Raw genomic sequence first — 13878 nt, 5'->3', positions numbered from 1 at the left:
ATTGCGACAACCCGACAAGAGTATTGCGACTTTCGAAAATACTTGCCAAGCGCCCCCCCGGCAGAGCAACTGACAGGGTCGGCCCGCCAGAGGATTGAAATGTTGTCAGATATCGAAATCGCCCGCCAAGCCACCAAACGCCCGATCTTCGACATCGCGGCCAGACTGGACCTGTCCCCCGAGGAAGTCCTGCCCTATGGCCATGACAAGGCCAAGATCACCCATGAGGCCGTGGCCGCGCGCGCCGACCGGCCCAAGGGGCGGCTGATCCTGGTCACCGCAATCAACCCCACCCCCGCCGGGGAAGGCAAGACCACGACCACCGTCGGTCTGGGTGACGCCCTGAATCGCATCGGCAAAAAGGCGGTCGTCTGCATCCGCGAGGCCAGCCTTGGCCCGAACTTCGGGATGAAGGGCGGCGCGGCCGGCGGCGGTCATGCGCAGGTTGTCCCGATGGAGGACATCAACCTGCATTTCACCGGCGATTTCCATGCCATCACCAGCGCCCACAACCTGCTGTCGGCGATGATCGACAACCATATCTACTGGGGCAACAGGGCCGGGTTCGACACCCGCCGCGTGACCTGGCGCCGGGTTCTGGACATGAACGACCGGGCGCTGCGCAATATCGTCGTCTCGCTTGGCGGGGCCGCGAACGGCTATCCGCGCGAAAGCGGTTTCGACATCACCGTCGCGTCCGAGGTCATGGCGATCCTGTGTCTGGCGACGGATATGGATGACCTGCAGACCCGTCTTGGCCGCATCGTCGTCGGCTATACGGTCGAACGGACTCCGATCACGGCGGCCGATATCGACGCCCATGGCGCGATGACCGTGCTGTTGCGCGATGCCTTGCAGCCGAACCTTGTCCAGACGCTGGAAAACAATCCCGCGCTGGTTCATGGCGGCCCCTTTGCCAATATCGCCCATGGCTGCAACAGCGTCATCGCCACCCGCACCGCGATGACCATGGCCGATTATGTCGTGACCGAGGCCGGTTTCGGCGCCGATCTGGGGGCCGAGAAGTTTCTGGACATCAAATGCCGCAAGGCGGGGATCGCGCCCGATGCGGTGGTGATCGTCGCGACCATCCGCGCGCTGAAAATGAACGGCGGCGTGGCCAAGGCCGATCTGGGGCAGGAAGACGTGGCCGCGCTGACCCGTGGTTCCGTCAATCTGGAACGCCATGTCCAGAACATGCGCCGCTACGGCCTGCCGGTCGTCGTCGCCGTCAACCATTTCCACAGCGACACCGATGCCGAGGTTCAGGCTCTGCGCGATATCTGCGCGAAAATCGGTGTCGATGCGGTGGTCGCGCGTCACTGGGCCGAAGGCGGCGCCGGGGCCGAGGAACTGGCCCGTGTCGTCGTCGGTCTGGCCGAAGGCGGTCAGGCGGATTTCCGGATGCTCTATCCCGATGCGATGCCGCTGTGGGACAAGATCCAGACCATCGTTCAACAGATCTACGGCGCCGACCGGGCCGACGCCCCGGCATCCGTCCGCGCCCAACTGGCAAGGTGGGAAGAGGAAGGCTATGGCGATCTGCCGGTCTGCATGGCCAAGACGCAATACAGTTTCTCGGCCGATCCGACCCAGCTGGGCGCGCCTTCGGGCCATGTCCTCCCGGTGCGCGAGGTGCGTTTGTCGGCGGGGGCGGGTTTCGTCGTGGTGATCTGCGGCGATATCATGACCATGCCGGGCCTGCCGCGCCACCCGGCGGCGGAATCGATCCGCCTGAACGCGGCAGGACAGATCGAGGGGCTTTTCTGACCCCCGATCCCTGACGCATGTCCGGGGCACCATTGCCGGATGATGTCACTGCGCCGTGATCCCCGCGATCCGGATACGGGTTGCGGGGCAGGCGGAAAAGACCGCCGCGCCTGCCGGTGCCCGCGCGATATCGGACAGACCGCGCAATCAGCGATGGTCAGGCGACCCGGCGCCAGCCAGCCGTGAGGGGCGCGCGCCTTGGCGACGCGGCGGGCCGGGGCCGTTCTGCATCTCGGCCTGTCTGGCCCGACCGCAGGGCTGCCTGATGTCTGCGCGCCCCTGAATTTCCGCGCGCCTGCGTTGCGTCATGGGTTGGCCCGCACCCGCGCTGTCCGCCGCCATTGCATCCGGCCCCGACAAGACAGACATATCGAGTTGTTTGCGTATTTCACCGCTGCTATCATGCGGGGGCGAATGGGAATTCAGGTCGGGGTGCCCAATGGGGCGGGCGGTTCAAATGTCTGGCGGCGCATCCGCAGATCTGCGTCCTCCCCGGATGGGGCAGGTCCCACGTTGAGGCTGACCTCGCTTTCCATGATCGAACCGCTTGGGCCGCAGATCGGTGTCTGGCCGAAACGCTGCGTGCCGGACGCTCTGGCCGATCTGCTGTTTGGCGATCTGCCCGACCGCGGCCGCCCCGACGAGCCTGCCAGCCCCTGTTCGACCTGGGCGGTTCTGGACGCCGCGCGCCTGCCCAACCTGGCCGAAGAGCTTGAGGCCAGCGGCCTTGTCCATCGCTGCCTGTTTCGCGGCAAGGCGCAGGAGGATTGGGGCCATGTCGCGCCCTGGCTGGTCGCGCTGCGCCCCGATGCCCGGCTGACCCGCCGCCTGTTCACGGCCGGGGCGCCCTTTGGCCTGTGGGATGCGGCGGCGGCGATGTTCCTGCGCTCGCGACGGACGATGGACGATCTGTGGCGCCATTTCCGCAAATATACCCGCGTTCAGGACGATAATGGTGCCTGGCTGTATTTCCGCTTCTGGGACGCGCAATCGGTGCAGATGCTGCAAAAAAGCGCGGCCTCCCTGCCCGAGGCGCGGCGCTTTTTCGCGCCCTGCGAACGGGTGATGGTTCCGGTCCCCGACCGCGACAGCTGCCTGCTGGTCGAACCGCTGCCTCTGACGCAGACACCTCTGGCCCCGCCACCGCCTGACGACGGGCTTTCTGCCACTGACGCGACATTGCCCTCTGCGCCCCTGCTGTTTGATCCGCCACCGCTCCGGCTGAAGCCGCTTGATGATCCGCGCGAGGCCATGGCGTGAGGCTGTATGACATCCTGACCCATTATGCGCAGCGGGAAGCGCGCGAACAGCGGGCCGAGGTCTATCTGGACGATGCCATCAGCTTTCTGGGCTTTGCCTATGACGACGATCCGTGGCTGGCTGCGGCGCAGCCAAGGCGCGATTTCGCCCGCGCCTGTCTGGACCGGTCGCAGGCGCTTGGCATTGTCCGGCAACGCGAACATCTGCGCTATCTGTCGCATAGCGTGCTGTGTGGCTATGCCTTTGAACAAAACCCGCTTTTCCGGCACGAACTGGCCCGCGCGGGCTGGCTGGACGAACGCGGCGCGGCCACGCTTGCCCCCGATACCGAGGCTTTTACCCCTTTTGCCAACCGCTGGCAGGGCATGGGGCGGGTCGAATGCGATGACCCCGCCGTGGCGCTGGACAGTTGTCTGCGCGCGATCGAAGCCGGCGGCAATCTGGATATGTGCCGCGTCGCCCGGATCGTGACCGAGGCCTGGCCCGACCGGTCGTCGGTTGCCAGCGACAGCGCCATGGACGGTTTTGCCGAACACGTCATGCAAAACGTCAAACGGCAGCGCATGCCTTATGACGTTTCCGTTATTTTTGCCGTATTGTCGTTACATCTGGGCGCCTATTTTTTCCATGACGCCCGATATGTCGATCTCTCCCGCGCCTTTGTGAACAAGGGCGAGGATGATGCCACCCGGTCGGTCGCAGCGGCAGAAACGATCCGCAGGATTTGGGCCTCCGAGCCCTCACCAAGTGAGGACAGGCATGGTTGATGCAACAATGAGCGAACCGATGGGCATCGCCGATACGCTGCGCGCGTTGCTGTCGCGGTTCACCTCTGGCGGGGGTGGGGCAGGGACGGGGGCGCAGGCGCCGGGCGGCAATGCCGATGCGCGCCGGACCGCGCAGGCCGTCGCCGCCGCGCCCGATGCCGAGGTCGGGGGGGATCGCGTGCGCTGCCCCGTCGCGGTTGCCGTCACCGTGACGACGCGCGCGGGCGATTTGCCCCTGCGCGGGATCGTGATCGAGGCGGATGGCCGGCTGGTCGGGCGCACCAATGCCCAGGGGCTGCTGCGCGCTCAGGTTTCGGCCTGCGACGGGCGCATCCGGCTCAAGGCGATCTATGAAAATCAGGCGGCGCGGCTGAAACGCGAGGAATTCACCCTTGAAATCACCGGCATCGACATGGCCGCGCGCCGTGCGACGGGGGGCCGGGCGCGGAATTTCATTCCCAAGGTGCAGGATGTGTTCGGCTCGGGCGCGGGCGGCTTTCCCGGTGACAAGGATTTCGATGACAGCTACAGCGGCGCCGATCTGGTCAGCGTCCCGGCGCAGGGTCAGGGCGCGCCAGAGGTCCGGGTCAGCGTGAAAATGGCGACTCTGTCGCTGGATGTGCCCTATCGCAACCAGAACGACGCATCCGAAACGGTGAATGGCGTCACGACCAGCGGGTCGGTTCTGTGCATGCCCAGTTCCGCCGAAATGCAGGCGCGCTATTGGGGCATCCAGTCGGTCGCCACCGCCGCGGACGGTGCCGAGACCCGCGCCGAGATGGACCGGCTGGACGTGATGCAGAAAGCCTATGATCGCAATCCCCGAGGCTTCAGGCTGGGGGCCTTTCCGCGCCACTGGCAGGACTGGACGAACCTGCGCGGCGCCATGACGGATCTGTCCGAGGCGCATCGGGCGGGCGGGTTCACGGTGAACAACGGTCCCGCCTCGAACGCGGATGTCGAAACGATCCCAAGCGGTTACGCGGATCGTATCACGGCCAGGGTGGCGCAGGGCGTGCCGGTCGTCACCTCGACCTATGCGACGGATGGCCATGTGATGATCGTCATCGGGGCGGTGGTCAAACATGACGACGAAAGCGAATGGCTGATCCTGAACGACCCGAACGGCACGCTGGCCAGTGTCGATTCCATCTATGGGACGCTGGATCTGACCGGCTCGGTCGGGGCAGGGGGTGCGAATGCGCCCGCCGATGTCCGCGCCGTGCAGGAGGCGCTGATCCGCACCCGGCATTATACCGGCGAACCGGGTGCCGCGATCAATGGCGACGATCCGAACGACCCGACGATTGCCGCGATCCGCGCCTTTCAGGGGCGTGGTGCGGATGGGGTGATCGACGCCGGCGGCCAGACGATGCGGCGGCTGAACCAGCGCGTCGCCGAAGGCAGCAGCCCGAAATATTCCGCCGTCGAAAACGAACGCAACGGCCCGACCGGCGACCGTGGCCGCCATGTCTATTACAATGGCGGGACCGAAGGTGACTATCGCGGCAATTTCAGATTGAAGGGGCAGGCATGGACCAGCGTCGTCGAGCCGACCACGGCCCTGACCGTGGAACAGATCGCGCAAAGAATGCATCCCGGCACCTATCGCCGTCAGGACGAGGCCGAAAACTGAGCCGCGATCCGATCAACAAGGCCGTGGCCTTCGCGGCCCTTCTGGCAGGAGCAAGCCTGATGATTGCCGATCCCTCTGCCGCGCAGCCGCCTGCGGATGGCTGTTCCGATCCGGTGGCGTCGCAACTGCGCGGCTGCACCGATCCGGCGGCCAGCGCCATTGCGGGCGTCCCGGCGTGGATGGCCTGCGGCGGCGGCTGTATCGTTGTGCAGGAGGGTGCGGATGCGCGCGTGCTGGGCCCTGACGGTGCCTTGCGGCAGGTGGTGCCGGGCGCGCGTTTCCTGCCCGGCGCGGGGCAGACCGCCTGTCTGGCCGCGATGCCCTTTCTGACCGATCAGGCGGAACTTCTGGTGCTGGACGATGCGCTGCACGAACTGGCGCGGCAGTCGTTTGCCCCGTTCTACGCCGTTGATTTCGTGGCGGAACCGTATCTGCTGGACACCATCGCGCTGCGCAGCCAGATGTCTTGCGATGGCAAACGCTTTTTCGCCCCCTCTCTGGACGGCGAGGGCTTTACGGTTCTGGATATCGGCGTGCCGTTTGCCGATCAGGATGGTGCCGGATCGGTGATCGTGATCTCGGACAGCGGGCGCTATGGCCTGTCGGTGGACAGCGATGGTGACGGGCATTACCGTCTGCAGGATTTCGATGGCGGGCAGGAGCGGCGCATCGATGCGGTCTTTGAAATCGACATGGTCTTTTTCGATGTCGCGGAACGCTATCTGCTGATCCGCCGCGCCGCTGATCCCGGCCATGCCGAGGTGCTGGAACTGCCCGGCGCGCAATCCATCGGCCGCGCGCCCTTGCCGCAGGATGTCGGGCTGAACCTGCGGGTGACGGGGCAACGCGATGCGCTGCGATTGCAGCCGGTCGCGCTGCCCGACGACCGCGACTAGCGCCCCGTCAGCCGGTCGGCCAGATCGGCCAGCCAAGACCCGCGCCGCCCGTCGCCGCGGCGTTCCTGCCGGTCGGCCAGATGATACAGGCGATACATCGCATGGATGCCCAGCCAGCGCAGCGGCTCGGGCTGCCACCGGCGGGCGGTGCGGTTGACCCATGCAAGGCGCGTCAGATCGGTGTCGCGGCCCAGCACCAGATCGGCCAGCACCCGCCCGGCAAGGTTCGAGGCCGCAACCCCCGTGCCGACATAGCCCCCCGCCCAGCCCATGCCGCTGCCCGGATCATAGGCGACATTGGCGCACCAGTCGCGCGGCACGCCCAGCACGCCGCACCAGACATGATCCAGCCGCAGGCCCCGCACCTGCGGCAGCAGACGGTGCAGCATGTCCTGCAGCTGGCGGATGGTCGCATCCTGCGTCCGGCCCCGGTCGTCGATGCCCGAGCCATAGCGATAGGGCACGCCGCGCCCGCCCATCGCGATCCGCCCGTCGCGCGTGCGCTGCGCATAGGAATAGAGATGCGAGGCATCGGACAGCAATTCGCAGCCCTGCCAGCCGATCCGGTCCCACAGCGCGCGGGGCAGGGGTTGGGTCACGGCAATCGCGGAATTGACCGGCACCAGATCGCGGCGATGCCCGGCAAGGGTCGGGGTGAAGCCTTCGGTCGCGCGCAGGATGATCGGGGCGGTCAGGGTGCCGCGATCGGTCACCACGCGGCCGGGGTCGATCCGGGTGACCGTGGTCGCCTCGAAGATGCGCACGCCCGCGCGCTCGACCACCCGCGCCAGCCCGCGCACGAGTTTCGCGGGCTGGATGCGGGCGGTGCCATGGCGGACCAGCGCGCCGATGCTGCCGGCGACGTCGATCCGCGCCCGCGCCTCGGCCGCGCCGATCAGCGACAGGCTGTCTGCCGGCACCTGCCAGCCAAGCTCACGCGCATGGTCATCCCGCAGCCGCTGCCACTGGGCGGGCGCGCAGGCGTGGATCATGCAATCATTGCGCCGGATATCCGCGTCGATGCCTTGCGCATCGGCAAGGCCGATCACCTCGGCCACGCTGTCGCGCAGGGCCGTTTCCAGCGCGATCACCTGCTGGCGCGAGGTCGCGGCGGCATAGCGTTCGCGGTTCCATGAAAACTCCGACGTCAGCCAGCCGCCATTGCGCCCCGAGGCGCCGAAGCCCGCGAATTCCCGCTCGACCACCGCGATATCCAGATCGGGCTGCAGGGCCTTCAGATACCGGGCGGCCCACAGCCCGGTATAGCCCGCGCCGATGATGCAGACGTCCGCCTGCCGGTCGCCGGGCAGCGGCGGGCGCCTGTCGGGCAGCCCGCCGATATCGGCATACCAGAACGACACCCGGCCGTTGCGGGGCGCGTCATGTCCCGTGTCGCTGGCGGTCGTCATCGCCTCTGCCCATCTGTTCCGGCTCTCTTGCGCAACCCTGCCCGGCGATGCGCCTGCCGGCAAGGGGCGCGATCCTGATCGGGCCAATCCGCTGGCCCCGGCTCATCTGGCGGGGACCGGAGGCGGGGCGCTGCGCCGGAACATCACGGCATTGCCCGCGATGACGAAACCCATGCCGATGACCGAGGCGGCGGTCCATTCATACCCCTCGAACAGGGTCGAGGCAGTCAGCGCGACGACCGGGAACAGCACCGTCGCATAGCCCGCCTGCGCGGGCCCGATGCGCCGCACCAGCTCCAGATAGGTGGTGAAGCCGATAACCGAGCCGATCACCGACAGATAGGCCAGCGCGACCCAGTAATCCGGCACCTGCGGCACGACCAGAGGCTGGCCGCGCAGCGCCAGAACGGCCAGCAGGATCAGCGCCCCGATGCACATCCCCAGTGCATTCGCGGTGACCGGCGGCACCCCCAGCATCGCATTCCGGCGCGAGGCCATGTTGCCCCATGAAAAGAACGAGGTGCCCAGCACCGCCCAGCCAATCCCCCGCAGCGTGTCGGGGTTCAGCGTCACGGCCAGATCGTGCCAGAACAACCCGACCAGCCCGATGACCCCCAGCCCACCCGCCAGCACCGTCTGGCGGCTGATCCTGTCGCCGAAAAACAGCCGCGCATTGACCGCGTTGAAGATCGAGGCCAGCGAAAAGATGACCGAAACCAGCCCTGACGGGATCAGCGAGGTCGCGGTATAAAGCGCCATGAAATTCATGCAGAACAGGCACAGCGCCTGCACCAGCACGAAACGCCATGCGACCGGGCGCTTCAGCCGCCCGACCAGCGCCAGCCCCGCCACCATGACCACACCCGCCACGGCAAAGCGGTAGAACACCGACACGGCGATGGGCGCATCGCCCACCTGCGCGGCGATGGCGATCCGGGTCGTGCCCCAGATCAGCACGGTCGAAATGAACAGGGCGGGTGTGGTCATCATGGCGGTCACCTTGTTGGCTGCGCCCCGTGTCTAGCCCGGCGCGGCGCGGCGGCGTTGCACGATCTTGCGGTGGAATGGCGCGGGCCTATTGTCGGTTGACGATCAAGGGGCAAGAATGGGCCATGGGCTCTATACGCGATGTCTTGGGCAGTTCATCGGCGGCGCGCGCGACCGCCCAGCTTGATCTGGGCGCAGGGCAGGCGGTCGCGGTCTGGGAAAACCAGAGCGACCGGGTCAGCTACCAGCGCGCCAGCGACAATGTCTTCAGCCTGTATCTGGCGGGTGGCGCGGGCACGCGCCGGGTCGACCGCCGTGACTGCACGGGCTTTCCCGGCGCGATCTGCATCATGCCCAGGGGCCACAGCTCTGAATGGGAGGTGACGACCGCCCATCGTTTCGTCCATCTGTATCTGCCCGACGATGCGCTGAAGGCCGGGTTCGCGCAGATCCATGATTGCGACGCCCGGCGTCTGGACCTGCCAGAGGTCACGCTGGTCGACATGCCCCATCTGATTGCCCCCTGACCGGCCTGTCGCGCGCCGCGCAGGCACAGGACCGGCTGGCGGCAGAGATCGCGCTGGCCGACCTGCTGGCCCGGCTTGGCGCGCGGCAGATCGTGCTGAAGGGCGGCCTTGCCCCGCATCTGTCGCACCGCATCGACGACTGGATCGAGGCCCATCTGGACGGCGCGATCCGGCTGGCCGATCTGGCGCGGCTCGTCGATCTGTCGCCCTTTCACCTGCACCGGATGTTTCGGCTTTCGCGCGGGATGACGCTGCAGGACTGGATCACCACCCGCCGCATCGACCGCGCCAAGCTGCTGCTGCGCGGGCGCAGCCCCCTGATCGAGGTCGCCGTCGCCTGCGGTTTCGCCAGCCAAAGCCACCTGACCCGCGTCTTCAAGGCGCGCACGATGCTGACCCCCGCCGCCTATCGCGCGGCGCTGAAACAGGGCGGGGCGAGGCCGCTGGCCATCTGACGAAAAAAGAACCCGGCCGCATCCTGGATGCGCGCCGGGCAGGTGGGGATGGTTTGACCGACCCGGCCCCGGATCAGCCGGGACCGGGATGGGCGGTCAACTGATGTGGTGGCGTTCCTGAAGGCCATAGACAGGCGTATCCAGCCCGACCTGACGGGCCTTCAACTGCAAGGCCAGATAGCGCGAATAATGGCGCGACTGGTGCAGGTTGCCGCCGTGGAACCACAGGCCCTCCTGCTGGGTCGGTTTCCACATATTGCGCTGCTCGCCTTCCCATGGGCCGGGGTCCTTGGTCGTGCCAGAGCCAAGCCCCCAGCATTTGCCGACCTTGTCCGCGACCTCTTGCGAAATCAGATCGGCGGCCCATCCGTTCATCGAGCCAAAGCCGGTGGCATAGATCACCAGATCGGCGGGCAGTTCGGTGCCGTCGTCCAGCACGACGCCGGTTTCCGACAGATGGCTGATGCCCTTGCCCGATTGCAGCTTGATGGACCCGTCGATGACCAGATCGCAGGCCCCCACGTCGATGTAATAGCCCGACCCCCGGCGCAGGTATTTCATGAACAGCCCGGATTCGTCATCGCCGAAATCCAGCATGAAGCCCACGTTTTCCAGCGCCTTGTAGAATTCGGCGTCGCGTTCCTTGATCTTGTCATAGATCGGGATCTGGAAATCGGCCATGATCGCATAGGGCAGGGATGCAAAGATCATGTCTGCCTTGTCGGTGGTGATCCCATTGGCCAGCGCACGTTCGGAATACAGATCGCCCAGACCGATATCCATCAGGCTGTCCGACTTGACGATATGGGTTGATGAGCGCTGCACCATCGTCACATCCGCCCCGCCTTCCCAAAGCGCGGCACAGATGTCATGGGCCGAGTTGTTGGCGCCGATCACCACGACCTTCTTGCCGCGCCAGGCGTCGGGGCCGGGGTGTTCGCTGGAATGCTGCTGTTCGCCCTTGAAGATATCCTGACCGGGGATGACGGGGATGTTTTTCTTGCCCGACATGCCGGTCGCCAGCACAAGCTGTTTCGGGCGCAGGACGACCTGTTCGCCGTCGCGATCGACGGTGACGGTCCATTCCTTTTTCACGTCATCCCAGACCGCCGATTGCGCCGTGGTGCTGGACCAGTAGTTCAGTTCCATGACCCTGGTATACATCTCCAGCCAGTCGCCGATCTTGTCCTTGGGGGCAAAGACCGGCCAGTTGTCGGGAAAGGGGATATAGGGCAGGTGATCATACCAGACCGGGTCGTGCAGGCACAGCGACTTGTAGCGGTTGCGCCACTGGTCGCCGGGGCGGGGATGCTTGTCGACGATGATCGCGGGCACGCCCAGCTGGCGCAGTCGCGCGCCAAGCGCGATGCCGCCCTGACCGCCGCCGATCACCAGCACATAGGGCTGGGTGTCATAGCCAAGGGTCGCGGCTTCGGATCTGCGCTTTTCCTTCCACGTCTTGCGATGCGGGTCGTGGCCGTGTTCGGCACCCATCGGGCGGCGGAGGCCACGCGGTTCCTCGTGGCCCTTCAACTCGTGCAGGGTGGTCAGCAGGGTCCAGATCTTGCCGTCCTTCATGCGGATATGGCCGACACCGCGCCCGGTTTCGGTTTCCAGAACCAGCCAGCCCTCGGTCACGCCATCGGCGCCGCCGGTCGGCTCGGCCGGGTTCAGGGCGATGGATTGCGGCCTGATTTTCGGCAGTTGCGCGGCGGCCATGGCGCGGATCTGGTCACGGCCCTCGCTGGTCTTGATGTTCCAGGTAAAGGCCGCGAGATCGCGCCAGAAGCCGGTTTCCAGAAACTGCTCGGCGACGCGGTCGGCATCCTGCGCCACCAGCGCCGATTCCAGTTCCGCGACCAGTGCCGTCAACCGCGTGTCATGTATGGATTGGTCGAGCATCTCTCCTCCTTCGTGCCCAGATGTGGTGCAGGCGGGCTCCTCTTTCCCGCGATGCGCTTGGTCAAAAGCATCGGCGCGGGCCGCAGCGTGGCAAAGGGAAAAAATCGCATCGCGTGTTATCAATGGCTTGGCCGTCAGGACTGTTGCACCCGCTGCAACAGGTGTGGCGCGGGCCATGAGACGAAAGAATGTTTGGCCGGTCCGGGGCTTCGCGCTAGGCTGATCGCGCGGAGGAGATTGCATGACCGGGTGGATTCGCAGCGTTGCGGCGCGGGCAGCGGCGGGGGCGGCCTGTGGGCCTTGGGCCTGTCGCCCGGCCTTGTGCCGGCCGGTGGGCGGGGTCGCCGGTGGATGACCTGCACCATATCCGCGAAATCGAAAGCGTCTGGCAGGGGCGGAACGCCAAGCGCGACCCGGTCGTGGTCGAAAGCTGGCTGCGCTGCCTGAACCAGCACGGGCTGGACCCGGCCAATCGCGCCGCCGCCCATATCGTCACCGATGCCGAATTGCGCGAACATCGCCAGCGATCCGAGGATCTGGTCGCCATCGCGCGTTCCGGGATCGAACGGCTGTATGCGCTGGTCGCGGGCCAGAACTATGTGCTGATGCTGTCCGACAATCTGGGCGTCACCGTCGAATATCTGGGGGATGAGGCGCAAAAGGCGATGCTGCGGCGGGGCGGCCTGTATCTGGGCGCCGAATGGTCCGAACCCCGCGCCGGGACCTGCGCCATCGGCGCCTGCCTTGAATCGGGCGAGCCGCTGATCATCCACCAGACCGACCATTTCGATGCGACCCATGGCGCGCTGTCCTGCACGGCGGCGCCGGTCTATGACACGCGGGGCGGGCTGGTGGCGGCGCTGGATATCTCGCTGCTGTCCTCGCCCCTGCCGCGCGCCAGCCAGTCGATGGCGCTGAATCTGGTCAAGCAGGCGGTCAGGCGCATCGAAATGGCCAATATCATGGCCGAAAGCCGCCGCGAATGGGTGTTGCGGCTGGCGGGCAGCCCCGATTTTCTGGATGTCGACCCCGAGGCCGCGATTTCGCTGGACGGCTCGGGGCGGATCATTGGCGCGACCCATGGCGCGATGCGGATCCTGACCGGGACCGCCGGGATCGACTGGCGGCGGGGCGGCGATCTGATCGGGCGGCCGGTGTCGGATTTCCTGAATGTGCGGCTGGACCGTCTGGACGAACTGACCCGCGACCGCGCCGCAGCCGAGCGTCTGATCGAAACCCGCGACGGCCACCGCCTGTTCGCCCATGCGATCGAGCCGCGCCCCGCGCCAGTCAGGGCGGTGGGCCGGGCCGAGGCGCTGCGCGACGGGATGTCCGCCCCCCTGCGTGCGCTGGCGGGCGATGATCCCCAGATGACCGACCTGCTGGCCCGCGCGGCCTCGGTCGCGACCTCGCGCCTGCCGATCCTGATTTCCGGCGAAACCGGCACGGGCAAGCTGACGCTGGCCCGCGCCATCCACGAGGCCAGCCGTCGCGGCCCGGTCGTCACCCTGTCCTGCGCCGATCTGGCCGATCCCCTGTCCGATGCGCAGCTTTTCGGTCGCCTGTCCGCGCGCAGGCTGGAGCCGGGCCTGCTGGCCGAGCTGGAAGGCGGCACGCTGGTCCTGCAGAATATCGACGAACTGCCCGACCGTCTGCAAAGCCGCCTGTCGCGGCTTTTGTCGGAAAGCAGCTTTGTGCCTCTGGGCGGTCTGCGTCCCGTGCCGGTCGATCTGCGCGTCATCGCGACCAGCCAGCAGGGCGCGGCGGCGCTGATCGAAACGGGCGCGCTGCGGGCCGATTTCTGCCATCGCCTGTGCGGCGCGACATTTGCGCTGCCGCGTCTGGCCGAACGTCAGGACCTGCTGTGGCTGGCCGACCGGATGATCTGTCAGGCAGCCGAACGGCGGCTGGATATCCCGCCCGAGGTGATGCGCGCCCTGGCTGCCCATCCCTGGCCCGGCAATCTGCGCGAACTGGGCTTTCTGGCGCGCAGGCTGGCCGCGTTCGGGACGGGTGGCGGGGTCTTGTCCGAAATCGCGCTGGCGGGGCTGGTGACGGTTCCGGTTCGTGCCAACCCGTCCTCGGATGCGCTGGTGCTGGAACGGATGCTGCGCGAAACGCGGGGCAATGTTTCAGCCTGCGCGCGGCGGTTGGGGGTGGACCGGTCCACCGTGCATCGCCGGATCCGGCGCTATGGGCTGGATCCGCGCGGGGGTTAGCCGGGGCCTGTTGCGCGTCGGTGCAAGCCTGTAGGGTGGCGGCGAATGCG

General features: G+C 66.9%; 11 protein-coding genes. 8 read left to right on the top strand and 3 right to left on the bottom strand.

The genetic code is table 11. The features are described from left to right. Positions 1-93 precede the first annotated feature (93 nt). The 5 genes from PE067_RS18940 to PE067_RS18920 all read left to right on the top strand — a co-directional run bounded on the left by PE067_RS18940 (position 94) and on the right by PE067_RS18920 (position 6329). Positions 94-1770: a formate--tetrahydrofolate ligase gene (locus PE067_RS18940; protein WP_276191603.1), complete on the top strand. Its 1677-nt coding sequence runs from the start codon at positions 94-96 to the stop codon at positions 1768-1770. A gap of 513 nt (positions 1771-2283) precedes the next feature. Further along, positions 2284-3030 carry a DUF4123 domain-containing protein gene (locus tag PE067_RS18935; RefSeq protein ID WP_276191251.1) on the top strand — a complete coding sequence of 249 codons (747 nt, stop codon included), beginning with the start codon at positions 2284-2286 and terminating at the stop codon, positions 3028-3030. After that, positions 3027-3797: a hypothetical protein gene (locus tag PE067_RS18930; RefSeq protein WP_276191249.1), complete on the top strand. Its 771-nt coding sequence runs from the start codon at positions 3027-3029 to the stop codon at positions 3795-3797. Before PE067_RS18935 ends, PE067_RS18930 begins: the two co-directional genes overlap by 4 nt. After that, positions 3790-5433, top strand: coding sequence for a C39 family peptidase (locus tag PE067_RS18925; RefSeq protein ID WP_276191248.1), 1644 nt, complete (start codon positions 3790-3792; stop codon positions 5431-5433). The genes PE067_RS18930 and PE067_RS18925 overlap by 8 nt, the downstream gene beginning before the upstream one ends. A 59-nt stretch (positions 5434-5492) precedes the next feature. Continuing rightward, on the top strand, positions 5493-6329 hold the full coding sequence (locus PE067_RS18920) for a hypothetical protein (protein WP_276191246.1): 837 nt from the start codon (positions 5493-5495) through the stop codon (positions 6327-6329). Here the strand turns inward: PE067_RS18920 and PE067_RS18915 are convergent. Together PE067_RS18915 and PE067_RS18910 are read right to left on the bottom strand one after the other, a co-directional pair. After that, positions 6326-7738, bottom strand: a complete 1413-nt coding sequence (locus tag PE067_RS18915) for an FAD-binding oxidoreductase (protein ID WP_276191245.1) — start codon at positions 7736-7738, stop codon at positions 6326-6328. The two genes, PE067_RS18920 and PE067_RS18915, sit on opposite strands and share 4 nt — an antisense overlap. A gap of 102 nt (positions 7739-7840) precedes the next feature. Continuing rightward, positions 7841-8725, bottom strand: coding sequence for a DMT family transporter (locus PE067_RS18910; protein ID WP_276191243.1), 885 nt, complete (start codon positions 8723-8725; stop codon positions 7841-7843). Between the two features lie 125 nt (positions 8726-8850). Between PE067_RS18910 and PE067_RS18905 the strand changes: the two genes are divergently transcribed. Next, positions 8851-9252: a hypothetical protein gene (locus PE067_RS18905; protein ID WP_276191242.1), complete on the top strand. Its 402-nt coding sequence runs from the start codon at positions 8851-8853 to the stop codon at positions 9250-9252. Then, positions 9183-9707, top strand: a complete 525-nt coding sequence (locus tag PE067_RS18900; protein WP_276191241.1) for an AraC family transcriptional regulator — start codon at positions 9183-9185, stop codon at positions 9705-9707. Before PE067_RS18905 ends, PE067_RS18900 begins: the two co-directional genes overlap by 70 nt. 96 nt (positions 9708-9803) lie before the next feature. On the opposite strand, the gene PE067_RS18895 is transcribed toward PE067_RS18900, so the two are convergent. Then, a complete protein-coding gene (locus PE067_RS18895; protein WP_276191240.1) occupies positions 9804-11609 on the bottom strand; it encodes an NAD(P)/FAD-dependent oxidoreductase in 1806 nt (601 codons plus the stop codon). A 347-nt stretch (positions 11610-11956) separates the two neighbouring features. On the opposite strand from PE067_RS18895, the gene PE067_RS18890 reads away from it, so the two are divergent. Beyond that, positions 11957-13828 (top strand): sigma-54-dependent Fis family transcriptional regulator, encoded by a 1872-nt coding sequence (locus tag PE067_RS18890; protein WP_276191239.1) that lies wholly within the window; start codon positions 11957-11959, stop codon positions 13826-13828. Positions 13829-13878: the final 50 nt, after the last annotated feature.

Source organism: Paracoccus sp. DMF-8 (assembly GCF_029309835.1).
GTDB lineage: Bacteria > Pseudomonadota > Alphaproteobacteria > Rhodobacterales > Rhodobacteraceae > Paracoccus.
This window is presented reverse-complemented; position numbering and strand designations above follow the sequence as displayed.

What these genes read in the sequence shown, in the direction of transcription:
- PE067_RS18920 (WP_276191246.1), top strand. Translation starts at nt 5,493, where the DNA reads ATGATTGCCGATCCCTCTGCCGCGCAGCCGCCTGCGGATGGCTGTTCC.
- PE067_RS18895 (WP_276191240.1), bottom strand. Translation starts at nt 11,609, where the DNA reads ATGCTCGACCAATCCATACATGACACGCGGTTGACGGCACTGGTCGCG.
- PE067_RS18905 (WP_276191242.1), top strand. Translation starts at nt 8,851, where the DNA reads ATGGGCTCTATACGCGATGTCTTGGGCAGTTCATCGGCGGCGCGCGCG.
- PE067_RS18915 (WP_276191245.1), bottom strand. Translation starts at nt 7,738, where the DNA reads ATGACGACCGCCAGCGACACGGGACATGACGCGCCCCGCAACGGCCGG.
- PE067_RS18910 (WP_276191243.1), bottom strand. Translation starts at nt 8,725, where the DNA reads ATGACCACACCCGCCCTGTTCATTTCGACCGTGCTGATCTGGGGCACG.
- PE067_RS18925 (WP_276191248.1), top strand. Translation starts at nt 3,790, where the DNA reads ATGGTTGATGCAACAATGAGCGAACCGATGGGCATCGCCGATACGCTG.